Genomic DNA, 24,877 nt, shown 5'->3' with positions numbered 1-24,877 from the left:
GACGTCGCGGGCAGGTGCGCGGTGCGACCGCGCCGGAGAGGGGACGATGGCGGTGCCGAAATCGGGAGCACGGGTGAGCGCGGTGCTGGCCGCGTTGCTGCTGGGGGCCACGGGATGCGGGGCGGTCGCCGATCCGGCCGCCGAGACCGCCGCCCGGGACACGTCGGCCGGCGGTACGCGGCTGGCGGAGGACAACGGGAAGTTCCCGACGGCGGTGCGGTTGCGGCACTCGGGCGAGGCCGACGGAACGGTGCTCGCCGCCACCATCAGCTTCCCCGCGGGGGTCGCGCCGATCTACCGGAGCACCGACGGCGGCGCGACGTTCACCGAGGTCTCCCGGATCCACGACCCGTCCTTCGCGACCGGGTTGTGCTGCGGCAGCCTGCTCGAACTGCCCCGGCAGGTCGGCGACATGGCGCCGGGAACCTTGCTGTGGTCGGCCAGCGTCGGCGCGAACGGTCCGGATCCGGACCACCCGCGGCCCCCGGACGAACCGAACGACGATCGGCGGATGTCGACGCCGGTGTTCCGGAGCGACGACCACGGGCTCACCTGGAACCGGCTCGAACAGCCCTGCGCGACGGCCGCGAACAAGGACGGGCTGTGGGAACCGGAGTTGGCGGTGACCGACGCAGGGCGGTTGCAGTGCTACTTCTCGTACGCGGAGGAGAACGAGGACTTCGCGCACAGCCAGCGGATCGTCCGGACCACCTTCGGCGACGGCACCTGGTCGGAGCCGGAAGACGTGGTGGTCTTGCCGGAGAAGGACCGGCGGCCGGGGATGCCGGTGGTCCGGCGGCTGCCGAACGGGAAATCGGTCATGTCCTACGAGATCTGCGGCCGGTCCGGCACTCACGACTGCGCCGCGCACTTGCGGACGTCGCCCGACGGCGTCGACTGGGGCGCCGAGACCGACCGGGGCACGCCGGTCGAGCTGGACGACGGCAGGTTCTTCGCGCACGCCCCGAAGATCGCGGTGATCGACGACGGCACTCCCGACGGGCTGCTCGTCGTCGTCGGACAGCAGCTCAAGAACGCGGACGGCAAGACGGCGGACGGCAACGGCGGCACCCTGCTGGTCGGCGAACATCCGGGAACGGCGGAGTTCACCGCCTCGACCGCCCCGGTCCACGTGCCGAGCGCGGACGGCGCGTCGTGCGGGAACTACAGCTCCGCGCTGGTCCCGCTGGACGAGCCCTCGCAGATCTTGGAGATCGCGGCGGACCAGGACGAAGGCGAGCGGTGCCACGCCTACTTCGCCACCGGTCCCCTCTGAGGGGGCCATTCAGAATGATCTTTCGATCGATGTCTTGTCAGAGCGACCAGCCGCGCAGGTCGTTCTGAAAGGACTCCTGAGTCCGCTCCGGTGCGGGGGAAAGCCCTCGCCACCCCGGTGGCGGTCACCGCGCGCGGGCTCGCCGGGGCAGACTTCGGCGTGATCGCCGGGTGGTCCGTGCGTTCGCCGAACCTGTTCTGGGGAGAGTGAATCCATGCGTGGTGCGAAATCGAGAACGCTGCTGCTGTGCGCGGCGCTGGCGGCGTTGGTGCTCCCCGTCACCGGTGCGGCGGCCGCTCCCGCGGCGACGGGAACTCCGCTGTCCGACGACGTCGGGCTGTACCCGACGTCGGTGCGGCTGCAGCACGCAGGCGAAGCGTCGGGCGCGGTGCTGGCCGCCACCGTGAGCTTCGGCGCGGACGGCGGCACCGCCCCGATCTACGAGAGCACCGACGAAGGCACCACGTTCACCGAGGTCGGGCGGATCAGCGATCCGTCGTTCGCGACCGGGTTGTGCTGCGGCAGCATGCTCGAACTGCCCCGGCAGGTGGGCGACCTGCCGGAAGGAACACTGCTGTGGACGGCGAGCGTCGGCGCCGAGGAGGAGAACCGGCGGATGCACCTGCCGGTGTTCCAGAGCCGCGACCAGGGCCGGACCTGGTCGTACCTGTCGACCTGCGGGACCGCTTCGGGCGACAAGGGATTCTGGGAGCCGGAGCTGGCGGTGGACGCGGGCGGCGCGCTGGGCTGCTACTTCGCCGACGAGAACGACCAGCCCGCGCACAGCCAGGTGCTGCGCCGCACCACGTCCACCGACGGGGTGAACTGGGGAGCGCCGGAGAACGTGGTGGCGCTGGAGAATCCGGGGCAGCGACCGGGAATGCCGGTGATCCGCCGGTTGCCCGACGACCGGTACTACTTCTCCTACGAGATCTGCGGCACCGGCGACGCGCACGACTGCGCCGCGTACTTCCGGCTCTCCGAGGACGGCTCGAACTGGGGCGACCCGGCCGACGCCGGAACGCTGCTCACCCTCCCGGACGGCAGGTTCTTCGCGCACGCGCCGAAGATCACCGTCGTGGACGACGGCACGCCGGACGGGAAGGTGGTGACCGTCGGCCAGGAGCTCAAGCACCCCGACGGCACGGTCGCCGAGGGCAACGGCGCGACCCTGTTCGTCAGCGACGCGCCGGGCTCGGGCGAGAACGCGGAGATCCTCGCGCCGGTCCAGGTCCCGGGCGCCCGCAACGAACCCTGCCCGAACTACAGCTCCGCGCTGACCCCGCTGGCCGATACGTCGAAGATCCTGGAGATCGCCACCGACTACGACGACAGCGGCAAGTGCCGCGCCTACTACGCGACGGGCGCGCTGTGATCCGGTAGGCCGCGGACCTGCGCGTTCGCCCGGAGGGTCGCGCGGCGCAATCGCCGGTGGGCGGGTGCGCCGCGCGCGGGGGAATCGGGGCGGTCAGGCTCGCTCGGCCCGCAGGTGCCACATAGGGATGGTGATGCGGCCTTCGTCGTCCGTGGTGATCCGCCCGGGGGGCGCGCTCGCGAAGTGCTCCCCGAAGGTGCGGACCGCGGTCTCCTCGTCGAACGCCGCGGAGTAGTCGACCTCCTCGATGCCGGCGATCCGCCAGTGCGCCCCGAAGTTCGCGCGGAGCTCGTCCTGGCTGATCGCGGCAGGGATGAACGGCGTTCGCCGCTCGACGTCGGCGAAGCACAGCAGGTGCAGCCCGGCGCCGGGCCGCGTGACCTGGTGCAGGGCCGCGGAGTACGCGGCCCGCGCGTCCTCCGGCAGGCAGTGGTAGAGCGCGCTGTCGAGGACGGTGTCGAATTCCTGCGGTACCCCGTCCATCCGGGTCGCGTCGGCGACCTGGAAGGTGACGTCGGCGCCGTGGTCGGAGGCTCGCCGCCGCGCGATCTCGATCGCGCTCGGGGAGCCGTCCACGCCGGTCACGGCGTATCCGCGCGCGGCGAGGAAGATCGCGTTCTCGCCCGCTCCGCAGCCGGCGTCGAGCACCCGGCCCCGGAACGCGCCGTCCCGTTCCAGCCGCACCACCTGCGGCTGCGGCTCACCGATGTCCCACGGGGGTTTCTCGAAGGGGACTTCGGCCAGTCCGTCGCCGCGGTACACGGCGTCGAAGTCGGTTCGTCCCAGGTCGATCGTCTTGGCGAAGCGCTCGTCGTCCGGCATCGCGTCCTCCGTCGTGTAATTAATCGGACGACCGGTAGATTACTGTGGTCGTCAAGGGTCCGCTAACCTCGGAGCCCACGGCAGGGAGGTGGTCATGGCGAGAACGGCCGGAAGCTCGGCGATCCGCACGCGGCAGCGGGTGCTGGAGGCGGCCCGCGCGTTGTTCCTCGAACGCGGCTACGCGGGAACGTCGATCCGCGACATCGCCGAACACCTGGAGATGACGAAAGCGGCGTTGTACTACCACTTCCCGGCGAAGGAGGACCTGCTGCGCGAGCTGGTCGCCCCGGTCGCGGTGGAACTCACCGCGTGCGTGCGCGCCGCCGAATCCCGCGCCGAGCCGCGGCGCGACCTGCTGCGCCGGGTGGTGGACCTGTTCGACGACAACCGCCACGTCCTGCGCGGCACCCTCTACGATTCGTCGGCCCGGCAGGTCCTGCTGGCGGAGGACGACCTCTTCGGCGGGCTCGGTGCCCTGGAGCGCGCCCTCGCGGTCTCGGGCGAGGCCGCGGATCTGCTGCTGGCCCGGTGTGCGCTGGGCACGATCCGGGGCGCGATCATCCCCGCCCGCGACGTCGACGCGCTGGCGCTGAACCGCCCGCCCGAATCCGGCATCGGCCCGGGATTGTCCGAACAGGACCGCGATCTCGTCACGGCGGCGGCGTGGGCGGCGCTCACCGCGGCGGGCTCGACCGCGAGCTGAGCCGCGCAGCGCCTCCGGCGACCGGTGCGGAGTTCGCGATCGCGGCGCTGCGGGAGTCGCTGCCATGGAGTCACGCCGAGTCGAGTTCCGGGGGCAGGCGGCCTTCGCGGCGGAGGATGGACAGCGCCAGCAGGACCTGCGGCCACACCGTCACGTCGCTGAGGTCGAGGTGGGTCAGCGACTCCAGCCTGCGCAGCCTGTTGAGCACCGTGTTCCGGTGGCAGTACAGGGATTTCGCGGCGCGCAGCGTCGAACCCAGCGACCTGATCCACACCGAGGTGGTGCGCAGCAGCTCCTCCCGCTCGGCCGCGGGCAGGGCCAGCACCGGGCCGAACGTCACCGCGACCATCCGGTCCGCCAGCTGCGGCGAGCTCAGCGCCAGCGCGTCCGGCAGGCAGTCGTCGAGCGCCACCGCGCCCGGCCGGTGCGCGGGCAGCGTGGCCATCGCGAGCATCGCCATCCGGTACCCGGCGCCGACCTCCATCAGCGCGGTGAGCTCCTGCGAGACGCCGATGCGCGCCACCGCGTGCTCGCGCAGCGCGGCGGCGACCTCGCCCGCCCGGCCGTCGTCGACGCCGATGATGCCGACCTGGCACCCGGTGCGCAGCCGCCACGCCGAGCGCAGGCCGCGGCGCTGCAACGCCTGGGTGAGCCCGCGCGGGGAGACCTGGTGCTCGCCCGAGGTCTCCGCGACCGCGACCACGAAGCCGCGGCCCCGGCCCAGGTCGAGCAGGTGCTCCGCCTCGGCGCGGACCTCGGCGGCCCGGCCGTCCAGCAGCGCGTCCAGGATCATGGTGTGCCGGAGCTCGACGCCGCCGAGCATCTCCTGCTCCGAGGTGTGGTAGCTCAGCGCCATCTCGGTGGAGAACCGCTCCGTGACGCCCCACAGCTCACCGGCGGCGCCGACGAGCCGGCGCAACTCCTCCGGGCTCTGCGCGCCGCTGCGGGAGGCCAGGTCGGTCCACAGCACTTGGCCGCCGAGCCGCCAGGCGTGCAGCACCCAATCCAGCGGGCAGTGCTGCTGCGCCCGGCGCGAACCCGTGGCGCGAGCCGCGCGCAGCAGGTCCTGCTGGGACGGGCCGGAGCCCGCGAGCGTGGTGAGGATGCTGTGGATGTTGTCCCGGCAGGACCGCCACAGGTCGTCCTTGCCCACCGGCCCGTCGGGCGTGTAGACGTCGCCCCAGGTCTGCTCCACCAGCGCGTCGGCGAGTCCGGGCAGCCTGGTCAGCGAGGTGTGCGCCAGACCGGCGAGCATCCGCTGTTCCACACCGTCGACCGTCGAGCTGTCCGTGCTGGTTCCGTCGGCCATGAGCCCGCTCCTTTGCGGCTCTCGCGAGCACCGTTCGGGGAAGGCTAGTTACCCGATCACGGCAAGTCCACCACTCGCGCGAGCGCCCGCTGGGCCGTCCGGGCGCCGGATTGGAGCAATCCGCACAAGATCCGAGCGAGATCGCTGGGCGATATGTCCTCGATCACAGCGGTCGCGCTGATCAGGATGAGGCACTGATCCCACCACCGATCAACGCCGATCGATCGCCCGTCCCGCCGCGCAGGCCGGGGCGGCGAAAGGAACTCGATGGAACAGCGCCGTTCGCTCCACCCCGAGACCCCGGACGCACTCGCCGGAACCGAGCCCGGCTCGGCGGGGCTGGGCCGCCGCCGATTCCTCGGCCTGCTGCTCGCGGCACCCACCGTGGCCGCCGCCGCGCAGCTCGGGCAGCTCGCCGACCCGGCCGCCGCGCACGCGGCGCTGCCGGAACCGTCGGACATCTTCGACCTCAACGACCTGCTGACCGAGGCGGCTTTGCCGACGTCGAACCTCATCTCGGTGCAGGTCAACCCCGACGGCACCGCGTCGTTCGCGCTGCCCAGGGTCGAAAGCGGTCAGGGCATCACCACGATGGTCGCGATGATCATCGCGGAGGAGCTGGACCTGCCGGTCGAGAAGGTCGACGTGACGCTCGCCGACGCGCGCCCGGAGCTGATGTTCAACCAGTTCACCGGCGGTTCGAACACCGCGATCTCGATCTACACCCCGGTCCGGGTCGCGGCGGCCATCGCGCGCGGACGGCTGCTGCAGGCCGCGTCCGCCCAACTCGGCGAACCCGTGTCGCTGCTGACCAGCAAGCTCGGCGTGATCACCTCCGTCGCCGGGACCCAGCTGCCCTACGGGGAACTCGCGGAGAAGGCCGCCAGCGACGTCACCAAGCAGGTCGAGGCGGTGCTCAAGCCGGAATCGGAGTTCCGCGTCCTCGGCAAACCGCAGAACCGGCTCGACGCCCGCGACGCGGTCACCGGGCGCAAGCAGTTCAGCATGGACCTCGACGTGCCGGACGCGCTGCCGACGATGGTGTGCCGGCCGCCGACCATCAAGGGCACGCCGGAATCCGTCGCGAACCTCGACGCCGTCCGGGACATGCCGGGCATCACCGACGTCGCCGTCATCTCCACCGGCGTCGCCGTGCGCGGGCGCACCTTCGGCCAGTGCATCGACGCGGTGAACGCGCTGGAGGTCGCGTGGGGGCCGGGCAGCGTCGACGGCGAATCCGACGAGACGGTGCTGGAGAAGATCAAGGCCGCCGAGATCCCGCTGGTCGTGCCGGACGTGGGCGAGACCGTGGAGGGCGAGTTCACCTTCCACTTCCGCAACAACGCCGCGCTGGAACCGAACACCGCCGTCGCCGACGTGCGCGACGACGGCGTCGAGATCTGGTCCTGCCTGCAATCGCCGATCCTGTGCAAGCAGGAGGTCGCCGCGAAGCTCGGCATCCCGCAGGAACTGGTCACGGTGCACGTCCAGCAGGGCGGCGGCGCGTTCGGGCGGCGCATGTTCAACGACGTCGTGCTGGAGGCCGTGGAGATCTCGAAGGCCATGGGCAAGCGCGTCAAGCTCATGTGGCACCGCACCGACGAATGCCGCCAGGGCCGCACGCACCCGATGTGCACCTCCCGGATCCGCGCCGGCTACACCGGCGACAAGGTGCTCACCTTCGAGCAGCGCCACACCAGCGTCGCCACCGACTACACGATGGGCTTCGCCGAGGCGATCACCTCGCTGGCCGCGCGGCTGCCCCCGCTGGGGCTGGGCAACTTCGCCGGGTTCTCGCTGCCCGTGTTCGAGCTGACCGTCGGCGTGCCCTACAAGTTCGGCGTCACGACGCAGCTGCTCAACGAGATCATGCAGTACGACACGTTCCCGACCGGCAGCAACCGCAACCTGTTCAACCCGGACGTGCGCACCGCGCAGGAGCTCATCGTCGATCAGCTCGCGGCGAAGCTCGGCAAGGACCGCTACGAGTTCCGCCGCTCCTTCCTCGACGACGAACGGCTGATCGCGGTGCTGGACAAGGTCGCCGAAGTCGGGCAGTGGGGCCGCAGCACCGAACCGGGTATCGCGCAGGGACTCGCCGTGCACAAGGAGTACAAGGGCGCGTCCGCGACGCTCGTGGAGATCGACTGCCGCCCGGAGACGGTGAACCGCGAGATCCGCAACGCCGTCACCGGTCCGCGGGTCACCAAGGTGGTGCTGGCCGTGGACACCGGGCTCGCGCTGAACCCGCGCGGACTGGAAGCGCAGATGCAGGGCGGCATCTCCGACGGCATCGCGCAGGCGCTCACCTCCAGCCTGCACCTCAAGGACGGCACGTTCCTCGAAGGCAGCTGGGACGACTACTTCTACACCCGGCAGTGGAACGCGCCGCCGGAGGTCGAGATCATCATCATGCCGCCGACGACGGGGAAACCCGGTGGCGCCGGGGAATTCGCGGTGCCCTCGGCGATGGCCGCGACGGCCTGCGCCTACGGCGCCGCGACCGGGACCATGCCCACGAGCTTCCCGATCAATCACGGGGAGTTGAGCTTCACCCCGAAGCCCACCGTTCCGCCGCTGCCGCAGTCGCCCACCAACGGCCTCGACTTCGCGTACTGAGCCGACCTTCCCGCTTTTCGCCCCGCCCGGCCGCGAAGCCGTCCGCGGCCGGGCGCGCGCCATCCATCGGAGGAGCTTTCGACATGGGACAGCACACTTTCCGGCTCAACGGCGAGACCGTGACCGTGGACATCGAGGACGACGTGCGGCTGCTGTGGGTGCTGCGCGAAGTGCTCGGCTTCTACGGGCCGAAGTACGGGTGCGGCATCAACGTCTGCAAGGCGTGCACGTCGCACATCAACGGCAAGGCGTTCAACCCCTGCTCGGTGCGGGTCGGCGACATCACGCCGGACGACGAGGTCACCACCATCGAAGGCCTGCCCGGCACCGTCGGCCAGGACCTGCACCCGATGCAGGAGGCGTGGCTGGAGGAGGACGTCGCCCAGTGCGGCTACTGCCAGCCCGGCCAGATCATGGCGGCCGTCGCGAAGGTCCGGCAGGTCACCGAGGAAGGCCGCGACATCACCGACGCGGACCTCGACGAGATCCGCAACATCTGCCGCTGCGGCACCTACACCCGAATCCGCAAGGCCATCAAGTCCGGCGCCCAGAACATGTGAGTGCGGAAGCCGAAGCGAACGGCCCGTTCGTCCAACGGGATTGGTCGAACGGTCCGTTGACTCGGGAGGCGTTGGGAGTGAACGGCCTGTTCGTCCAATGCGGTTGGGCAAAGGGTCCGTTCGCTCGGATCTGTTCGAGGTGAACGGCCCGTTCGTCCAGTGGGTTTGGTCGAACGGTCCGTTCACTCGGGGAGCTGCTCGGGGTGAACGGCCTGTTTGACCAACGGGATTGGGCAAAGGGGCCGTTGACTCGGGAGGCGTTCGGGGTGAACGGCCCGTTCGTCCAGTGGGCTTGGTCGAACGGTCCGTTCGCCTGCGGTGGGTGGGGTGACCGGTCGCTGGGGGCGTCGGCTACGAATGGGGGTTGTGCACAGCGATGCGAGCGGTCCCCCCGTGGCCGGGACGATGCGGTTGACCAGGCGTTTCCCCCGGCGGGGGCGCGGGTTCTGGTTCGGGCTGGCGATCGACGTGCTGTGGCCGGTGCTGGTGCTCAGCTCCCGGTTGCGGTTCCGCGGGGGCCTGCCGGAGCGGGGCGGGGTGCTGGTGGCCTCGAACCACCTGTCGTTCGCCGATCCGATCACGGTGACCGCGTTCTGCCTCGCCACCGGGCGCGTCCCGCGCTACCTGGCGCGCGACGACCTGTGGCGGATGCCGGTGGTGGGACGGGTGATGCGCTCCGGAGGCCACATCCCGGTGCACCGCGGCACCGCGCGAGCGCAGGACGCCTACCGGGACGCGGTCGCGGCCGCAGAGGACGGCGAGTGCGTGCTGTTCTTCCCCGAGGCGACCTTCTCCGACCACCCGGAGCACTGGCCGATGCGCGGCAAGAACGGCATCGCCCGCGTCGCGCTCACCACCGGAGTCCCGGTGATCCCGCTCGCCAACTGGGGCACCCACCACCTGCTGCCGCGCGGCGGCTTGCCGAGGCTGTTCCGCCGTACCCCGATCGACCTCGTCGCTGGTCCCGCGGTGCCGCTCGACGACCTCATGGGCAAGCCGCTCACCGCCGCGGTGCTGCGGGAGGCCACCGACCGCATCATGGCCGCGATCACCGCGCTGCTCGCCGACGCCCGCGAGGAGCAGCCGCCTGCGGCGTGAGGCTCCGCGTCATGGCTGATCTTCCTGCATCGAGGGAGAGAACCGGCCTTGCCGGGGGCCGACCAGGTCTTCGTGCAGCGCTCGCCGAGCGGCCGGGTCGTTCTCGGTGGCGGTCAAGCGCTGCTCCCAGTCCGTTTTCAAGCTCTGGAGGAATTTCATCCAGTCTCCGGAGACGGGCGACATCGTGGACAGGTCCACGTAGCGCTGGTTGTCGGCCAGCTTCCCGTCGCCGAGCTTGTCCTTCTTGTGCCCGTAAGTGCTGGACTCGGGATTCGCGGTGGCTTCGGTCGAGAGGATGTTGTGCCGGTACCCGACGGGACTCTTGCCGTGGGGTTTGGTCGTCTCGATGCCGACTTCCAGCGCACCGTCCCGCTTCCGGCGCGGCGGCGTGAACACCAGCAGCATGTGACCGTGCCCGCCGTCGGGAAGGATGACATCGCCGTTGAAGTCGCGATTGCCGAGGCCGTCGGCCGCGAGGTCCACCCCGTAGAGCCGGACTCGCTTGTCCCCCCAGGTCAGGGCATTGCGCACGGCCGCGATCTTCCCGCCGCGTTCCTTGAACTTCCCGCCGGTGCCGCGCACGGACATGTGGTGCGTGGCGAACTTGCGCGTCACCGCGGGGTCCTTCAGCTCGCCGGCGTCGGTGACTCCGAGCCAGTCGGTGAGCTCGGTTCCGGTCTCGTCGCCCTGCAACGCGGGAATCCGGATGTTGACCCGTCCACCGTGCGCGAGGGCTCGGGCGACGTCCTTGTTGGTGAGATTGAGGTGCGCGCCGGACTTCTCGTACAGCTGCAGACCGTTCTGCAGGATCAGGAAGACGCGGGCGAGGATCGCGTTGGCGTTGGCATTGGCGTTCACGACCGCAGCCTGGTCGTCGATCTGATCGGCCGCGAGCCCCGGTGGATCAAGGGTGTTGACGAACGCGTCGCGGATCTGCGCGTCCCGTTCTCCCTCCACTCGGCCGCGTTCGTCTTCGGCGACGGCGCCGCCGCGCAGATCCAGGTGTCTGCCCAGGGTGTAGGCCGGGCTCTTGTGCGTCGTTCCCTTGCCCTCCCGCCACTCGACGGTGGCGATGAGCAATCGCTTCCCCGGTGGCAGCGTGAGCCAATCGTCGTACCGGCTCGCCTGGGCGTAGGCCACGGCTTTCGCGTACTCGCCCGTTCCGATTGCGGCGAGCCACGTCGGTCTCTGCGCTTTGAGGTCCTGCATCTCGGCGTCGTTGAAGACCGGTCCGTTCAGCAGCCGCTTCACGAGCTTCTTCCGGACGAACAGGGCTTGCACCTTGTCCGGGGCCATCTTGCGCAGGCCGCCGTGGGGCTGGCCGACGATCGTCCTGGCCGTCGCTCCCGTGCTCTGAACCGGATCGGAGGTCGTGTCCTCCTGTTGTTCCGCGCTTCGCTGGAGCGTCCCGGCGACGGCCCGGTTTCCCGCTGTTCGCTGCAGCTGCTCGATCTGCTCCGGCGCGAGCCCGCCCGGCCCGAAGCGGTTCGGCGCCGTCGCCCGTCCGGGCCGCGGTGCCGAGGCACGGCCCGTCGTGGAGAGATGACTCCCGGCCGGCTGGTGTCTGCCCGCGCGCATCCGTGATCCCTTCGCGATCGAGGTACCCGCAGAATCGTGCAGGCGCTTCGAGCGCGGAAGGCCCGGAAGTGCGTCGTCGGGGGCAGCGTTGTTGACCTTATGGACAGCGGCGGCGGTCGAACGGCGGAATCAGGTGGCGTGGTCCCCGGAAGGACCACGCCGCGTGCTCGCCGGTCGCCGTTGTGGCGCACGTCGTGGAAGGCGGTCCCACCGGGGTCCAGCCCTCGGCGGTGTCGTGCGACTCGCCGTCGCTCGCGTGCCAGTGCCGCAGGTCATGATCACGGCTGGTGATCGTGCGGATGCCGGAGCCAGTCACCGCAGGGGAATTGCCCGCGAGGTGCCGGAACTCGTGATCCAGCCGGGTGATGTGGCGCACCGCTCCCGGCCGGTGGGGGTGTGACCTGCGTCGGGCGGGGCGCGCACTGTTGCACATCAGTGGCGAGAGCGTTCAGGCTGGCCGGACCCGGCGAAAGGAACCAGCTCGTGACCGACCGTGCGATCGAAGCCGTCCGCGACAACTGGACGGCGCGGGCCGCGGCGTACAACGACTTCTACGAGCGCTACGCGCAGGACAAGCGCGAGGCGTGGCGGGCGGTCTGCGACAAGGCGCTGCACGCGGCGTTCCCGGATCGGGTGGAGCCGCTGCGGGTGCTCGACGTGGGCACCGGCACCGGATTCCTGAGCACGCTGCTGGCGGAGCTCGGGCACGAGGTCACGGCCGTCGATCCGTCCCCGGCGATGCTGGATTACGCGCGGGAGGAGGCGCGGCGGCGCGGCGTCGAGATCGAATTCGCCGGGCACGGCGGCCACGACGTGCGCGACGTGGCCGGTGCGGGAGGTTTCGACCTGGTCAGCGCGCGCTACGTGCTGTGGACGCTGCCGGATCCGGTGCGGGCGTTGCGGGCGTGGCGGGACGTGCTGGCGCCGGGCGGGGCGCTGCTGCTCGCCGACGGGGTGTGGCACACCTGGGGCCTCGACGCGCGCCGTGTGCTGGCGTCGCTGCGGCCTGGCGCGGATCACCGCTACCTGGCGAAGATCGTGCGCGACTACGCGAAGATCGGACGTGCCACTCCGAACTGGGCCGGGCTCACCGCGGCGAAGGCCGAGAATCTGCTGCGGTCCGCGGGATTCGACCCCGGTGATCGAGTGGATCATTTGTTGCCGGAATATGCCCACCCGTCCAGCGCGGCGTTCCACCTCCGCACGGCACGCCCCCGGACGGAGCACTGATCCCGCACTAGTGCGGGATTCCCCGACGCGCAGTTCTGACCGCCTGTCTTTGATCTTGTCGTTCCAGGTGAGCGGCGTCGTTGGTCGTCGTCTTGTCAGCGGCGAAGCCGCTGAGCAGTGACTACCAAAGCAAGGCGACTACCGGCGGGTTCTCAGGTGCTTCCTCGTGAGGACAGCTTTTTCCCTCGTGGCGGAGCCACTTGGGAAAAAGATCCCGCAGCGAGGAAGCACCTGAGGTTCCGCCACCCGACCCGCTGCCCAAGCCGAGATCAAACACAAGTAGTGAGATCATCTCAGTTCTGCGCTGTCGGGGTGCTATCTCCGCGAATCTGCCCGAATTCGCCGCGCGATCTTCTAGGCTCTGCGGCGATCTGGGCGAATTCAGCTGGAGAGGGCGGTATGGCGGACGGCTCGACGGTCTTCTGGATCAGGGTGGCGGCAGCGGACGACCCGATGCGCGAAGAGCGTCTGGTGCGATCGTTGCGCGACGACCTCCGCGATTCGCTGGGAGTGCAGGTCTCCCTCGCGACCGAGCGGGAACCCCACGGCGACGGGTACAAGGGCGGGACAGCCACCGACCTGCTGCTGTGGGCGTCGCTGGGAGCGGCCGGCTCGGCGAGCGCCTCGATGCTGCTGTCCTCGATCAGTTCCTGGTGCGCCCGCGAGCGCACCCGCCGCGTGGAGCTGACGCTCGGCGGCCGGTCGTTGTGGCTGGCCGGGCGTCCGGACGAGTGCGCCGAGCTGGTGAAGTCGCTGCCGCGTGACCTGCGGGGCCGGGCGTGACCCGCCCGCAGCGCCGACGCGCGCTGCTGATCGGCACCGGGCACCACCGCGACGAGCGCATCGAGGCGCTGCCCTCCAGCCGCACCGACACCGGGCTGCTGCGGCAAGTGCTGGAACACCGGCAGATCGGCGGATTCCAGCCCGTCCGCGTCGTGCACGACCCGACGGCCGACGACATGCGCGCGGAGATCGCCGGATTCCTGGAGGACTGCGGCCCGGACGAGCTCGCGCTGCTCTACATCACCGGCCACGGCGAGCGGATGGTCGCGGTCGACGGGGAGTACGTCTTCCTCGCCACGGACACCAGCCTCGACGACATCGCGGGCACCGGGGTCGGGGCCGAATTCGTCAACGAGCAGCTGGAGGCGTGCCGCTCGCCGCACAAGGTCGCGATCCTGGATTCCTGCGCCAGCGGCGGATTCGCGCTCGGCTTCGAGACCAAGCACAAGCCGCTGAAGAGCACCCGGGCCGCCCGGAAGCGGCCGTCGCCGCTGAGCAGCCGCGGCGTCTACGTGATCGGCTCCGCCCGCGCCCGCGAACCCGCCGTGGCGGGGGCGGACGGGGAACCGTCGGCGTTCACCGGGCGGCTGGTGGAGGCGTTGCGCACCGGCAAGGTCGGCCACGACGGAAGCGGAGTGGTCACCGTCGCCGACCTCTTCGGCTACGTCAACCAGCGGATGCGCGAGGACGGCGGCCAGGTGCCGGTGAGCTCGTCGATCGGCGTGGACGACCGCATCGTGCTGGCGCGTTGCCCGCGAGGAGCGGCGCCGGTGCTGGAACCGCTCGCCGCGCGCCCCGCGGGTCCCGCGGTCGAAGGACCGGCCCCGGCCGCGCCGAAGGCGGCACCGGGGCGGGAAGCGCTGCTCGACTACCACCGCCGCTGCCTGCTGGCCGCGACCCCGGAGACCGGCCTGATCCCGGTCCGCGCCGAAGGCGAGCAGTACGCGATGCTGCCCGGCCAGGAGCGGTTCCTGTGCGGTGAGCTCGACGACGACGGCTGCGCGCCCGTCCCGCCGGAGGCCGAGAAGTTCCTCGACGAGGCCGAACGGCAGGGCGGGGAGCTGTGGGCGGGATATCCGGCGGTCGTGCTGCACGACCGGCGCCGCGGCTCCGGACCGGAGTTCGCGCCGCTGCTGGTGCGCCGGGTCGAACTCGTCGACACCGGAACCGGTCGGCGGAGGCTGCGCCCCTCCGGCCCGGTGCTGCCGCATCCGGGACTGGCGAAGAAGAAGCTCGGCAAGGAAGAGGCCGACGTGCTCGCGGAGAGCTTCGAACCGAACTGGCAGGGCGGCCAGCGGCAGCGGATGGCCGCCGACGTGCTGGCGCTGCTGCGCGAGACCTACCGGTGGCAGAACAACGCCGAACTGGTGCCGGACTCGCTCGACGAGGTCTTGGACGACCGGTCGCCGGGGGAGGGCGCGCGCAACGCGGCGGTGCTGCTGGCGGTGCCGCGGGGCGGCAAGGCCGACGCCGGAGTGCTCAAGGACCTCGCGGCCATCGCGGAACAACCGGGCAGGATCCGGGACACCGCGCTCGGCGCGCTGTTCGACGGCGACACCACCACCGAAGCGGACACGCCGCGGGTCGTCGCGCCGTGGTCGCTGAACGATCGGCAGCGGGAAGCGCTGCTGGGGGCGATGACGCGGCGGCTCAGCACGGTCACCGGTCCGCCCGGCACCGGCAAGAGCCAGCTCGTCGCGAACATCGTCGCCACCGCCGTCGCCGACGGGCAGCGGGTGCTGGTGGCGTCCACGAACAACAAGGCCGTCGACGAGGTGTGGCACCGCTGCGAGCAGGTGCAGCCGGGCGCGCTGGTGCGCACCGGTTCCCGCGCCAACCGGGAACGGGAAGCGGACTCGTTGCGCCTGCTCGCGGGCGACGCACCGCAGGAGCCGGGGCGCGCGACGGCCATCGCCGAACTCGCCGCCGCCGAACACCGAGCCACCCGGGCCCGCCGCGATCTCGGCGCCATCGGCCGCCTCGACGGCGAACTGCGGGCGGCGGGCGCCACCCGGCACGACGCGGCGGAAGCGCTCGGGCGCACCGAAGCGGAACTCGTGGAACTGCTGGGGCAGCGGCCTCAGCGGTGGGCGCGGCGGGCGGGCGCGGCGGCGACGGCGTGGGTGCTCGCGGGGTGGCGGCGTTCCCGGGTGGTGCGCGCGATGCGCATCGATCCGCACGACTGCGCCGACCCCGAGCCCGCCGCGATCTGCCGCCGGGTCGCCGAGTTCGCCGAGGCCGAGCAGGTGTGGCAGGACCGGCGCGCGCTGCTGCGGGACCGGCCCGACGACCAGCGGCTCGCCGAGTCGCTGCGGGCGGCGGCGGACTCGGCGCGGGACGCGTCCGCGACGGTGCTGCGCACGGCGGTGCGCGACGCCGCCCGCGAAGGACGCCGCGCCATCCGCGCCCTGCTGGAGCGGCAAGGTTCCTTCGACCGCCCCGAGGTGCAGGCCGTGCTGGAGCACGTGCGGGGCTGGGCGGTCACCTGCCAGTCCGCGAACCGCTTCCCGCTGAAACCCGGCCTGTTCGACCTCGTCGTCATCGACGAGGCCAGCCAGTGCGGCATCGCGCCGGTGCTGCCGCTGCTGTTCCGCGCGCGGCGGGCCGTGGTGATCGGGGACGTCATGCAGCTCAAGCACATCGCGAAGCTCGACCCGGTCGGCGAAGCCGGAGTCCGCCGCGAAGTCGGGATCCGGGCGGACTGGCTGGAACGCCGGTCGCTGACCTTCGTGCGCCACTCCGCGTTCCACGCCGCCGAACGCGCCACCGGCGGCGCGCTGCTGCTCGACGAGCACTACCGCTGCCACCCGCGCATCGCGGACACGGCCAACCGGCTGTTCTACGACGGGGAACTGGCGGTGCTCACCGACATCCGAGGCAGGCCCGCGATGGAACGACCCGCACTGGAGTGGCAGCACGTCGCCGGTCGCGCGGCCACCCCGGCGGCGGGCGGTACGTGGCAGAACGCGGAGGAGGCCGACGCCGTCGTGCGGATCGTGGCGACGCTGCGGCGCTCGCTACCGGTGGACGCCACGATCGGCGTGGTGACGCCGTTCCGCCCGCAGCAGCGGCTGCTGGACCGGCGGCTCGCCGGGAACCCGCGGATCAAGGTGGACACCGTGCACGCGTTCCAAGGCGGCGAGTGCGACGTGATCGTGTTCTCCCCGGTCGCGGCCCCCGGCATCGAGGAGAAATCGGTGCGGTGGCTGGAAGAGCAGCGCAACCTGTGGAACGTCGCGATCACCCGCGCCCGCTCGCAGCTGATCGTGGCCGGGAACGCCGAGTACTGGAGCACCCGCGCCGGAGTCGGCGGCGAACTCGCCGCCGCGGCGCGCAACGGGCACGCCCTGCCGGACCCGGACGAGCACCAGCAGCGGCTGTACGGTCTCGTGCCCGGCGCCGCGGTGCAGCTGAACCAGGTGCTCAACGGGCACCGCGTGGACGCGACGGTGTCGCACGGCGGGGTTCCGCTCTCGGTGCTGCTCGACCGCGGCCCCGCCGCGGGCGTCGATCCGGGCGAGCACCTGCACCGGATGTTGCGCAAGCGGGACCTGCTCGATCCGGAGCGTGGGGTGCGTTCGGCCGTGCGCGTGCCCGTGTGGCGACTCTACGAACGCGACGACACAAACGAAGCACTCGCGTGATCGGGGTGAGGTTGTTCGGCCTGGGTAGCTGTCCTCGCGAGGAAACCGCTGAGAACCCGCTGCGGTGCCGGTTGCTCAAGCTGGTCGCTGCTCAGCGGCTTCGCCGCTGACAGGACAACGACCAACGCCGCTCACTTCGAATGACAAGATCAAAGGCAGGTAGTGAGTCCGTCGCTCGACCCTGTCCAGGCCGAGAACGCTGGTCGGTCAGTGGTTTTCCCGGCTGTGCAAGGATTTCAAGGCTTCGCCGACGATGTCCACGGCCTTGCGGGCCTCTGTTGCGTCCATGTTCGGCATCAGGCGTTGCACCAAGCGCCTGCCTAAGCGGGTCTTGGTCAGCTTCGGGACCATTCGGCGCAGCCGGATCTCCCAGCGGCCGTCCATGACGAAGATCTTGCGCTGCGCGGGGGCGCTGGCCTGGTAGGCGTCGATGTGGGGGCGCAGCACCCGTTCCCACTCGCTGAGCGCGGTCTGCAGGTCGCCGGGGTGCTGTTCTAGGGCGGCGGCGAGCACGTCGGCCCCGGCGAGCCCGGCCGAGACGCCCATCCCGGCGTAGAGGGTGACGCACCAGGCGGCGTCTCCCACGAGCACGACGCGACCCCGGTGCCACGTGTCCAGGTGCACCTCTTCGACGGAGTCGAACAGCGCCTCGTCGCTGTCGTCGAGCGCGGTGACTACGTCCTCCAGCATCGCGCCCAGCGGCTGCGGTCCGAACGCGACGCGAACGCTCTCGGCCGGGGAGCGGGTGAACTCGGCGTCCACGTCGTCGGTGCGGTAGGACAGCAGGATGGTCGGGGGATGGTCGGAGAACGCGAACACCCACAACGACCGGCCCGGTTCGAGCAGGGTGGCGCCCTGGCCCTCTTCCAATCCCGGCGGGGTTCCGGGGTGCTGGAACGCCGCGATCATGTGGTGCTGCCGCTTCAAGCACGCGTCGTGCGGGCCGAAGACGAGCGAGCGGACCGTGGAGCGCAGCCCGTCCGCCCCCACGACCAGGTCGAACCGCTCGCGGGTCGAGCTGCCCGATGCGGTGTCGAGCAGCGTCACGTCGACCCCGTCGTCGTCCTGCGCGATGGCGGTCGGCACCGTGGAGAAGCGGATCTCCACGTCGGATTGCAGCCTCGCGAACACGGCTCGTTCGACGTCGCCGCGCGTCATCAGCCACGGTCGCCCGGGGATGTCGCCGAACGCGAGCCCGGAGCGCTGCCGGTTGTGGCGATCGACGTCGAGGTGCTGCTTGGTGGCGGAGCGGTCGTGCAGGGAGCCGAGGACGCCCAGCCGTTCGGCGGCGGCCTTGCCCGCGCCGAACAGCGCGACGAAGTAGCCGCCCGATCGTCGTGCCGCGGCGCGTTCGACGAGCACGGGCCGCCACCCCGCGTCGCGCAGCCGCGCGGCGGTCGCGACTCCGCTGATGCCCGTTCCGACGACGAGGACCCGTCCCGCGCGCGTGCCGTCCATGCGTCGACGGTACTGACGGACCCGACGCCGATCCGGCTGTTCGGAGATCTATCCGGGTGATCCTCGGGGGAACGCGGCGCGCACGCCCTCGCGCCGACCAGAACGCGCGATTCGTGCTCGTGATCGTCGGTGGCCACCTCGGTCGTGCGCGGCCGCGCCCTCGACCGCGGGGACTACCGTGGCCGGATGGAGTTGCGGCAGCTGGAGCATTTCCTCGCGGTGGCGCGGCAGGGCAGTTTCACCGGCGCGGCCCGCGACACGCACGTCGTGCAGTCCGCGCTGAGCGCTTCGATCCGCAAGCTGGAGGCCGCGCTGGGCGCGCAGCTGTTCGAGCGCACGACCCGCCGGGTGCTGCTGACCGAAGCGGGCCGCGCACTGCTGCCGGTGGCCCAGCGGATCGCGGCGGACGTCGTCGCCGCACGGGGCGAGGTGTCGGCCGTCGCGGGCCTGTCGCGCGGTCGCGTCTCGGTCGGCACCATCCAGACCCTCACCGTCGTCGACCTGCCCACCGAACTCGGGGAGTTCCGGCAGCACCACCCCGGTGTGCGCATCTGCGTGCGGGAGGGGATCGCGCCGGAGCTGGTGGATGCCGTCGCCGCCGGTGAACTGGACCTGGCCTACCTGGCGGGCGACGGCAAGCCGGTGACGGACCTGGTCGGTTTCCGCGAGTGGAGCCAGCGCATGGTGCTGCTGTGCCATCCGGGACATCGGCTGGCCGACCGGCGGCGGGTGCGGCTCGCCGAATGCGACGACGAACCGTTCGTGGAGTTCAGCGGAAGCGGGTTGCAGGCGCTGATCGAGCGCAGCTGCGCAGAGGCGGGTGTGCGGCTCAACCGGGTGTGCGAGGCGACGCACATCCCGCTGCTGGTCGACCTGGTCGCGGCCGGGCTCGGGGTGAGCATCGTGCCCGACGCGATCGCCGAGCGCTCCGGGCTGCCGCACGCGCGGATCGAGGGGCCGAGCATCACCAGGCCGATCCGTCTGGTCGGCCGGTCGCCGGAACCCGCCAACCCGGCGGCTCGGGCGCTGCTCCGGCACCTGCTCGGCTGACCGCAGGGAACGCCGCGCCGGACCGGGCGAGCAGGCCGGTGCCCGCGAGCAGCACGACCAGTGCCGCCAGCGGTGCCCCCGAGACCCCGAGCAGGAGCCCGAGCAGCAGGACGCGGATTCCGAGCGCCCGCAGCAGGAGGGCCACATCGGTGGACGGCATGTCGGCATCCCTCCGGAATTCGGTCACGGGTGGAAAGGGCGGATCGCTCACCCAGTATTCGACCGGTTTCGGGCGCGGTCCAACACTTTTCATCGCTGCGATTCAGCTCTGGAATCGATTGATCGGAGGTGTACGGGAGCGCCTATCCGGGCGGGTGGACGGTTCTGCGTGTCGACGGGTGATGAGCAGTTCGTCGCAGGTGGGACGGCGTTGATGAGCTCGTGGTGTGTTTCGGCCGGGCCGGTTTCCCGCGCTATCGGCGAGCGGTCGCCGAAACGGCTCTGTCGGTTCCGGCGCGCTCGGTCCGCGAGGATCGTCCTATCGGGATGGATTGCTTTTCCGAACATCCGAACCCGATGCTGGATTCATGTTGCAGACCATCGCCCTGTTGTTCGCCGGTGTCGCCGCGGGCGCGTTGAACGCCGTCGGAGGCGGCGGCAAGTTCATCGCGCTACCCGCGCTGGTCGCCGCCGGGCTGCCGCCGGTGGCCGCCAACGCGTCGTCGACCGTGGCGCTGCTGCCCGGCGCGCTCGCCGGCGCCTGGGCGTACCGGGGGGACATCGTGCAGGTCGGTTCCCCTCCCCGGAGCGCGTTGACGGTGGCCAGCCTGCTGGGCAGCGCGGTCGGCGCGGCGCTGCTGCTGGTGCTGCCCGCCGCCACCTTCGACGCGGCGGTGCCGTGGCTGCTCGCGTTCGCCACCGTCGTCCTCGCCTTCGGCCGCTCGCTGTCGCGGCTGCTGACCGCCGCGATCGGGCGCTCGGTCCACCTCGGCGCGTGGGGAGTCCTGATCGGACAGTTCGTGCTGGCGGGCTACGGCGGCTACTTCGGCGGCGCGGTCGGAATCCTGATGCTGGCGCTGTGGAACGTCGGGCTGGGCATCGACCCGGCGGCCGGGAACTCCGCGCGCATCGTGCAGCTCGCCGCCATCTACGCCACCGCGGCCGGGTTCTTCCTGATCGCCTCCGACGTCCTGAGCTATCCGGTGCAGGTCGCGGCCGTCCTGGTCGGCGCGGCGACGGGCGGGTTCGCCGGAGCGCACTGGGCGCGCAAGCTCCCCGCTCCCGTGCTGCGCGGCATCGTGCTGACCACCGCGGTCATGATGACCGTCGTCTACTTCGCCCGGGGCTGAGCGGTGCTCGTGCGGGGCCCGCGCCGAGGCGGGCCCCGCACTTCCGATCAGCGCCGCGCCAGCAGGCCGCGCATCTCCTCGATCTCGGACTGCTGGGCGGTGGTGATGGAGGTCGCCAGTTCCCTCGCCGCCGGGTCGGTGCCCTCGGCGAGTTCGGTGCGGGCCATCTCCACCGCGCCCTGGTGGTGCGCGATCATCAGCTCCAGGAACAGCCGGTCGAACTCGGCACCACCGCTCGCGGCGAGCGCCGCCAGCTGGTCCGCGGTCATCACTCCCGGCATGCCGTGGTGCTCGTGCCCGCCGCCTCCGGCCGGTGCGCCCCAGTTCCGCAGCCACCCGGTGAGGGTGGTGATCTCCGGGCCCTGCGCCGCTTCGATGCGGGCGGCGAGGTCGCGGACCTCGGGGGAACCGGCGCGCTGCGGGGCCAGTCGCGCCATGTCCAGCGCCTGCTGGTGGTGCGGGATCATGCCTTGGGCGAAGGCGATGTCGGCGGCCGCGGCGCCGTGCCGCGCCTCCTGCTGCGCGCCGCTGCTCGCGCCGTGACCTTCGTGGCCGCCCTGCTGCGCGCCGCAGCCCGTGAGGAGGGCAGCGGTGAGCACACCGCCGAGAGCGGTGGTCCAGATCTTGTTCATGTTTTCCTCGTTCGTCGCTCCAAACCGGTCCGTCGCGATCGCCGCGCGGGCGATCGGACTCCGGATCAGCGTCGGAGCACGCACAGCAGGGCGAGCCTGCGCGGCACGCTCGGCGGCGCCCGCGGCCTGCTGCGCACGGGAACGGCGGCCGAGCCCGCCACGACCGGCACGGGCCGAATCGCGCCGCCCAGCAGGGGAAGCAGCAGCATCGCCAGCCCGGCGAGGATCGCCAGGCACAGGTGCAGCGGATCGTGCGCGGGCATCGCCGGAGCGTCCAGCACGACGCCGGAGGCGCCGGGCGCCGCGATCACCTCGTGCTCTGCGGCACCGGCGCGCTCGGGGGAGGCCACGCCCAGCACGACGGCCGGGTGCCCGGCGGATCCGAGTGCGGCGGCCGGCTCGTGCTCGGCAGATTCGGGCACGGCGGTCGGCGGGTGTTCGGCGGGCACCGCGCCGAGGGCGGAGTGAGCGGACGGGGCTCGATGCGCGGCCGAGTGCGCGGGCACGTGGTGCATCACCACGACGCCCAGCACCAGCAAGATCAGCGGAACCCATCGGAACCGCCGCACCGAAAACCCCACGCCCGGCATCCTAGGCGCCATCCGCCCTGCCCCGTCGCGCACCCGCCTCTGCACACTCCGCGCCCAGCCCCTGTCGCCGAATTTCACCCACCCCACGTCGATTTCGCGAGAAATCGGCGCACACCAGGGAAAAACGGCGTCACGATCGTGGAGCCGATCACGGTGCGAAGTCCGGGTTCACCGGCACGAGTGTCACGCGGTGGACGTCGCCGCGGGAACGGTCAGGCTTCGCGGCGTCGCACGGGCCGGGTTTCGGGGGAGTCGTCGAAGCGCGGCGAAACGCCGCTTCGCCGACTGCTCACGACAGTTCGGTGACCGCCCTCGGTGGGAACATCTCCAGGAATCGAACGGTGGCCGTCGTCCGCTCGGTCCCACGAGATTCCCAACGGGGCCGTCCGGTCGATTCGACCGGACGGCCCGCTGTGCGCTGTCGGCGCCGCCTGGCGCCGAGCGGCTCACGCCAGCAGGTCGAGGCCAGCGCGGACGATGCTGTCGGTGTCGAGTCCGTGGTGCTGGTAAACGTCCTCGGGGGAGCCGGACTGGCCGAAGCCCGTCACGCCCAAGGTCGTGCCGGGGACCTGGTTGATGGTGGCGAGGTAGGCCAGCGTGTGCGGATGCCCGTCGCAGACCGTCACCAGCGGTGCGGCCCGGTGCGCGGGGAACGCCTGGTCCAGGATCCAGCTCGACCCCTCCTGGCGGCCCTGCCGCGCCCGCAGCGCGCGGAACAGCAGGTCGGGGCTGGTCACGCACACCACGTCGGTGTCCACGCCCGCCTGCCCGAGGCGGTCCGCGGCGGCCAGCGCCTCGGTCACCGTCACGCCCATCGCGGCGATGGTCAGCTTCGGGTTCTCCGTGCTGCGCAACGGATACGCGCCCGCCACGACCTGGCGCCTGCGGCGTTCGCGCGCCGCCGGGTCCGCCGGCACCGCCGCCAGCGTCTGGTCGACCTGCCGCGTCGACAGCCGCAGGTACGCCGAGGAACCGTCCGGTTTCCCCAGCTGCGCCAGCGACGCCAGCAGCGCCCACTCCACGTCCAGCGCGAACGCGGGTTCGTAGCTCACGCAGCCCGGCTGCTCCAGGCCGATGGACGGGGTCTTGATGGACTGGTGCGCGCCGCCCTCCGGCGCGAGGCTCACCCCGGAGGGCGTGCCGACGAGGATCGACTGCCCGCCCGCGTAGATCCCGAACGACCACGGCTCCAGCGCGCGCTCCACGAACGGGTCGTAGAGCACGCCGATCGGCAGCAGCGGCTCGCCCCACCGGCTCCAGGTGGCGCCGAGTTCTCCCAGCAGTCCCACCAGGTTCGTCTCGGCGATGCCGAGTTCGAGGTGCTGGCCGGTGGGCTGTTCGCGCCAGTGCAGGATGGTCTCGGCGTCGTCGGCGAACCAGTCGCGGCGCTGCCGCGACGACCACACTCCGACCTTGTTCACCCAGCCGCCGAGGTTCGTGGTGGAGCTGACGTCCGGGCACACGGTGACGACGCGGCGCGCGGCCTCCGGGGACTGCCGGGTGAGGTCGAGCAGCACGCGCCCCAGCGCGGCCTGCGTGGTCGCCGCACCCGCCGGGGTGCGGCCGATGTCCTGCGGCAACGCGGGCGGCGGCGTGCTGGAGGTGCTCTCCCGCCGCAGCCGCGCTCCCGTCTCGGCGCACAGCCGGCCCGCGGCGCCGTCGGCGGCGAAGCGTTCCCACGGCCGGTCCACGTCGGCGCCCAGCCGCGGCGCGAGCGCGTCGAACTGCTCCTGGGTGAGCAGCGAGGAGTGGTTCTGCGGGTGCCCCTCGGTGGGCAGGCCGTGGCCCTTCACCGTGTACGCGAAGATCACCGTCGGCCGGTCGTCGTCGATGTCGCCGAACACGTCGCGCAGCGCGCCCAGGTCGTGGCCGCCGAGGTTGCGCGCCGCGTCCAGCAGCGTCGCGTCGTCGAGCTCGGCCAGCAGCGCGGAGATCGCCTCGCGGTCCGCCCCGTCACCGGGCAGCCGCTCGCGGAGCTGGGCGGCGTCGCAGCGCAGCAGCCGCTGGTACTCGGGGTTGGTCATCCCGTCGATGCGGTCGCGCAGCTGCGCGCCGCCGGGCCGGGTGAACAGCTCCTCCAGCAGCCGCCCGTACTTGAGCTCCAGCGTCTGCCAGCCCGCGGCAGCGAACATGCCGTGCAGCCGCCCGGCGGCGATGTTCGGCACCACCCGGTCCAGGGACTGCCGGTTGAGGTCGACGATCCAGACCAGTTCGCCGAGCTCGGCGACCGACGGGTCCAGCAGCGCCTCCCACACCGCGCCCTCGTCGAGCTCCGCGTCGCCGACGAGGGAGAACTGGCGCCCGGTGCCGCCGCGTTCGGTGGTGGAGCGCACGTAGCGCCGTGCCAGCGCGCCCCAGATCGGCGCGGTCGCCCCGATGCCGACGGAGCCGGTGGAGTAGTCGACCGGGTCGGGGTCCTTCGAACGGCTCGGGTAGCTCTGCAGCCCGCCGAACTCGCGCAGCGTCGGCAGGTAGCTCTCGTCGAGCTCGCCGATGAGGTAGTTGATGGCGTGCAGCACGGGGGAGGCGTGCGGCTTCACCGACACCCGGTCGTCCGGGCCGAGCTCGTGGAACCACAGCGCCGTCATGATCGACACCATCGAGGCGCAGGACGCCTGGTGCCCGCCGACCTTGAGGCCCGACGGGTTGGGCCGGTTCCGGTTCGCCTCGTGGATGATCGCCGTGGACAGCCACAGCACGCGCCGCTCGATCTCCGCGAGCGCCGCGTCCTCGCGCGCGTCCCGCGTCGCGTCCTCGTGTGCGACTGCGTTGTCCACCATCGGCCGAACTCCTCCCGAACCGGGTGGCCTGCGGCCACCTTTGGGCATGAATTGTGGAAAGCCCACCAACTCCTTGCGTTC

18 protein-coding genes are annotated in these 24,877 nt (G+C 71.7%); 11 read left to right on the top strand and 7 right to left on the bottom strand.

What is annotated here, in order from left to right; genetic code table 11:
* Positions 1 to 73: 73 nt before the first annotated feature.
* Together BJ969_RS17025 and BJ969_RS17020 are read left to right on the top strand one after the other, a co-directional pair.
* Positions 74 to 1,276, top strand: coding sequence for a sialidase family protein (locus BJ969_RS17025; RefSeq protein WP_184479890.1), 1,203 nt, complete (start codon positions 74 to 76; stop codon positions 1,274 to 1,276).
* 214 nt (positions 1,277 to 1,490) lie between these two features.
* Positions 1,491 to 2,651 carry a sialidase family protein gene (locus BJ969_RS17020; RefSeq protein WP_184479889.1) on the top strand — a complete coding sequence of 387 codons (1,161 nt, stop codon included), beginning with the start codon at positions 1,491 to 1,493 and terminating at the stop codon, positions 2,649 to 2,651.
* A 93-nt stretch (positions 2,652 to 2,744) separates the two neighbouring features.
* Here the strand turns inward: BJ969_RS17020 and BJ969_RS17015 are convergent, their stop codons facing one another.
* Positions 2,745 to 3,473: a class I SAM-dependent methyltransferase gene (locus BJ969_RS17015; protein ID WP_184479888.1), complete on the bottom strand. Its 729-nt coding sequence runs from the start codon at positions 3,471 to 3,473 to the stop codon at positions 2,745 to 2,747.
* Positions 3,474 to 3,567: 94 nt separating this feature from the next.
* Here BJ969_RS17015 and BJ969_RS17010 point away from each other — a divergent pair, with 94 nt between their 5' ends.
* Positions 3,568 to 4,176 carry a TetR/AcrR family transcriptional regulator gene (locus BJ969_RS17010; RefSeq protein ID WP_184479887.1) on the top strand — a complete coding sequence of 203 codons (609 nt, stop codon included), beginning with the start codon at positions 3,568 to 3,570 and terminating at the stop codon, positions 4,174 to 4,176.
* 70 nt (positions 4,177 to 4,246) lie between these two features.
* Here BJ969_RS17010 and BJ969_RS17005 read toward each other — a convergent pair whose 3' ends face one another.
* A complete protein-coding gene (locus tag BJ969_RS17005; RefSeq protein WP_184479886.1) occupies positions 4,247 to 5,485 on the bottom strand; it encodes a PucR family transcriptional regulator in 1,239 nt (412 codons plus the stop codon).
* A gap of 267 nt (positions 5,486 to 5,752) precedes the next feature.
* On the opposite strand from BJ969_RS17005, the gene BJ969_RS17000 reads away from it, so the two are divergent.
* The 3 genes from BJ969_RS17000 to BJ969_RS16990 all read left to right on the top strand — a co-directional run bounded on the left by BJ969_RS17000 (position 5,753) and on the right by BJ969_RS16990 (position 9,762).
* Complete coding sequence (locus tag BJ969_RS17000; protein ID WP_184479885.1) at positions 5,753 to 8,104, top strand: molybdopterin cofactor-binding domain-containing protein; 2,352 nt, start codon at positions 5,753 to 5,755, stop codon at positions 8,102 to 8,104.
* Positions 8,105 to 8,187: 83 nt separating this feature from the next.
* Entirely contained in the window at positions 8,188 to 8,664 is a 477-nt protein-coding gene (locus tag BJ969_RS16995; RefSeq protein ID WP_184479884.1) for a (2Fe-2S)-binding protein, read from the top strand.
* Between the two features lie 405 nt (positions 8,665 to 9,069).
* A complete protein-coding gene (locus BJ969_RS16990; RefSeq protein WP_246458259.1) occupies positions 9,070 to 9,762 on the top strand; it encodes a lysophospholipid acyltransferase family protein in 693 nt (230 codons plus the stop codon).
* Between the two features lie 9 nt (positions 9,763 to 9,771).
* Here BJ969_RS16990 and BJ969_RS16985 read toward each other — a convergent pair whose 3' ends face one another.
* Positions 9,772 to 11,340 carry a PE-PGRS family protein gene (locus BJ969_RS16985; RefSeq protein WP_184479882.1) on the bottom strand — a complete coding sequence of 523 codons (1,569 nt, stop codon included), beginning with the start codon at positions 11,338 to 11,340 and terminating at the stop codon, positions 9,772 to 9,774.
* Positions 11,341 to 11,823: 483 nt separating this feature from the next.
* Here BJ969_RS16985 and BJ969_RS16980 point away from each other — a divergent pair, with 483 nt between their 5' ends.
* The 3 genes from BJ969_RS16980 (at position 11,824) to BJ969_RS16970 (ending at position 16,997) form a co-directional block, all read left to right on the top strand.
* Entirely contained in the window at positions 11,824 to 12,570 is a 747-nt protein-coding gene (locus BJ969_RS16980) for a methyltransferase domain-containing protein (protein WP_184479881.1), read from the top strand.
* A gap of 453 nt (positions 12,571 to 13,023) precedes the next feature.
* A complete protein-coding gene (locus BJ969_RS16975; protein ID WP_184479880.1) occupies positions 13,024 to 13,353 on the top strand; it encodes a hypothetical protein in 330 nt (109 codons plus the stop codon).
* Entirely contained in the window at positions 13,350 to 16,997 is a 3,648-nt protein-coding gene (locus BJ969_RS16970; protein WP_184479879.1) for a caspase, EACC1-associated type, read from the top strand. The genes BJ969_RS16975 and BJ969_RS16970 overlap by 4 nt, the downstream gene beginning before the upstream one ends.
* A 207-nt stretch (positions 16,998 to 17,204) precedes the next feature.
* On the opposite strand, the gene BJ969_RS16965 is transcribed toward BJ969_RS16970, so the two are convergent.
* The gene (locus tag BJ969_RS16965) at positions 17,205 to 18,455 is read right to left on the bottom strand and encodes an FAD-dependent monooxygenase (RefSeq protein WP_184479878.1); all 1,251 of its coding nucleotides are present in this window, start codon (positions 18,453 to 18,455) and stop codon (positions 17,205 to 17,207) included.
* 186 nt (positions 18,456 to 18,641) lie between these two features.
* Between BJ969_RS16965 and BJ969_RS16960 the strand changes: the two genes are divergently transcribed.
* On the top strand, positions 18,642 to 19,505 hold the full coding sequence (locus BJ969_RS16960) for a LysR family transcriptional regulator (RefSeq protein ID WP_184479877.1): 864 nt from the start codon (positions 18,642 to 18,644) through the stop codon (positions 19,503 to 19,505).
* A 527-nt stretch (positions 19,506 to 20,032) separates the two neighbouring features.
* Complete coding sequence (locus tag BJ969_RS16955; RefSeq protein WP_184479876.1) at positions 20,033 to 20,794, top strand: sulfite exporter TauE/SafE family protein; 762 nt, start codon at positions 20,033 to 20,035, stop codon at positions 20,792 to 20,794.
* A 47-nt stretch (positions 20,795 to 20,841) separates the two neighbouring features.
* On the opposite strand, the gene BJ969_RS16950 is transcribed toward BJ969_RS16955, so the two are convergent.
* From BJ969_RS16950 to BJ969_RS16940, 3 genes are all read right to left on the bottom strand, one after another.
* On the bottom strand, positions 20,842 to 21,426 hold the full coding sequence (locus tag BJ969_RS16950) for a DUF305 domain-containing protein (RefSeq protein WP_184479875.1): 585 nt from the start codon (positions 21,424 to 21,426) through the stop codon (positions 20,842 to 20,844).
* A gap of 65 nt (positions 21,427 to 21,491) precedes the next feature.
* Positions 21,492 to 22,007, bottom strand: coding sequence for a hypothetical protein (locus BJ969_RS16945; RefSeq protein WP_184479874.1), 516 nt, complete (start codon positions 22,005 to 22,007; stop codon positions 21,492 to 21,494).
* Between the two features lie 455 nt (positions 22,008 to 22,462).
* On the bottom strand, positions 22,463 to 24,796 hold the full coding sequence (locus BJ969_RS16940) for a transketolase-like TK C-terminal-containing protein (RefSeq protein ID WP_184479873.1): 2,334 nt from the start codon (positions 24,794 to 24,796) through the stop codon (positions 22,463 to 22,465).
* Positions 24,797 to 24,877: the final 81 nt, after the last annotated feature.

Origin of the sequence: Saccharopolyspora gloriosae (genome assembly GCF_014203325.1) — a bacterium.
Lineage (GTDB): Bacteria > Actinomycetota > Actinomycetes > Mycobacteriales > Pseudonocardiaceae > Saccharopolyspora_C > Saccharopolyspora_C gloriosae.
Note: the sequence above shows the minus strand (reverse complement) of the source record. Positions and strands in the feature narration are given on the sequence as shown.

Excerpts from the sequence above, each read along its gene's own strand:
- BJ969_RS17020 (WP_184479889.1), top strand. The coding sequence starts at position 1,491 with ATGCGTGGTGCGAAATCGAGAACGCTGCTGCTGTGCGCGGCGCTGGCG.
- BJ969_RS17015 (WP_184479888.1), bottom strand. The coding sequence starts at position 3,473 with ATGCCGGACGACGAGCGCTTCGCCAAGACGATCGACCTGGGACGAACC.
- BJ969_RS17010 (WP_184479887.1), top strand. The coding sequence starts at position 3,568 with ATGGCGAGAACGGCCGGAAGCTCGGCGATCCGCACGCGGCAGCGGGTG.
- BJ969_RS17005 (WP_184479886.1), bottom strand. The coding sequence starts at position 5,485 with ATGGCCGACGGAACCAGCACGGACAGCTCGACGGTCGACGGTGTGGAA.
- BJ969_RS17000 (WP_184479885.1), top strand. The coding sequence starts at position 5,753 with ATGGAACAGCGCCGTTCGCTCCACCCCGAGACCCCGGACGCACTCGCC.
- BJ969_RS16995 (WP_184479884.1), top strand. The coding sequence starts at position 8,188 with ATGGGACAGCACACTTTCCGGCTCAACGGCGAGACCGTGACCGTGGAC.
- BJ969_RS16990 (WP_246458259.1), top strand. The coding sequence starts at position 9,070 with ATGCGGTTGACCAGGCGTTTCCCCCGGCGGGGGCGCGGGTTCTGGTTC.
- BJ969_RS16985 (WP_184479882.1), bottom strand. The coding sequence starts at position 11,340 with ATGCGCGCGGGCAGACACCAGCCGGCCGGGAGTCATCTCTCCACGACG.
- BJ969_RS16975 (WP_184479880.1), top strand. The coding sequence starts at position 13,024 with ATGCGCGAAGAGCGTCTGGTGCGATCGTTGCGCGACGACCTCCGCGAT.
- BJ969_RS16965 (WP_184479878.1), bottom strand. The coding sequence starts at position 18,455 with ATGGACGGCACGCGCGCGGGACGGGTCCTCGTCGTCGGAACGGGCATC.
- BJ969_RS16960 (WP_184479877.1), top strand. The coding sequence starts at position 18,642 with ATGGAGTTGCGGCAGCTGGAGCATTTCCTCGCGGTGGCGCGGCAGGGC.
- BJ969_RS16955 (WP_184479876.1), top strand. The coding sequence starts at position 20,033 with ATGTTGCAGACCATCGCCCTGTTGTTCGCCGGTGTCGCCGCGGGCGCG.
- BJ969_RS16950 (WP_184479875.1), bottom strand. The coding sequence starts at position 21,426 with ATGAACAAGATCTGGACCACCGCTCTCGGCGGTGTGCTCACCGCTGCC.
- BJ969_RS16940 (WP_184479873.1), bottom strand. The coding sequence starts at position 24,796 with ATGGTGGACAACGCAGTCGCACACGAGGACGCGACGCGGGACGCGCGC.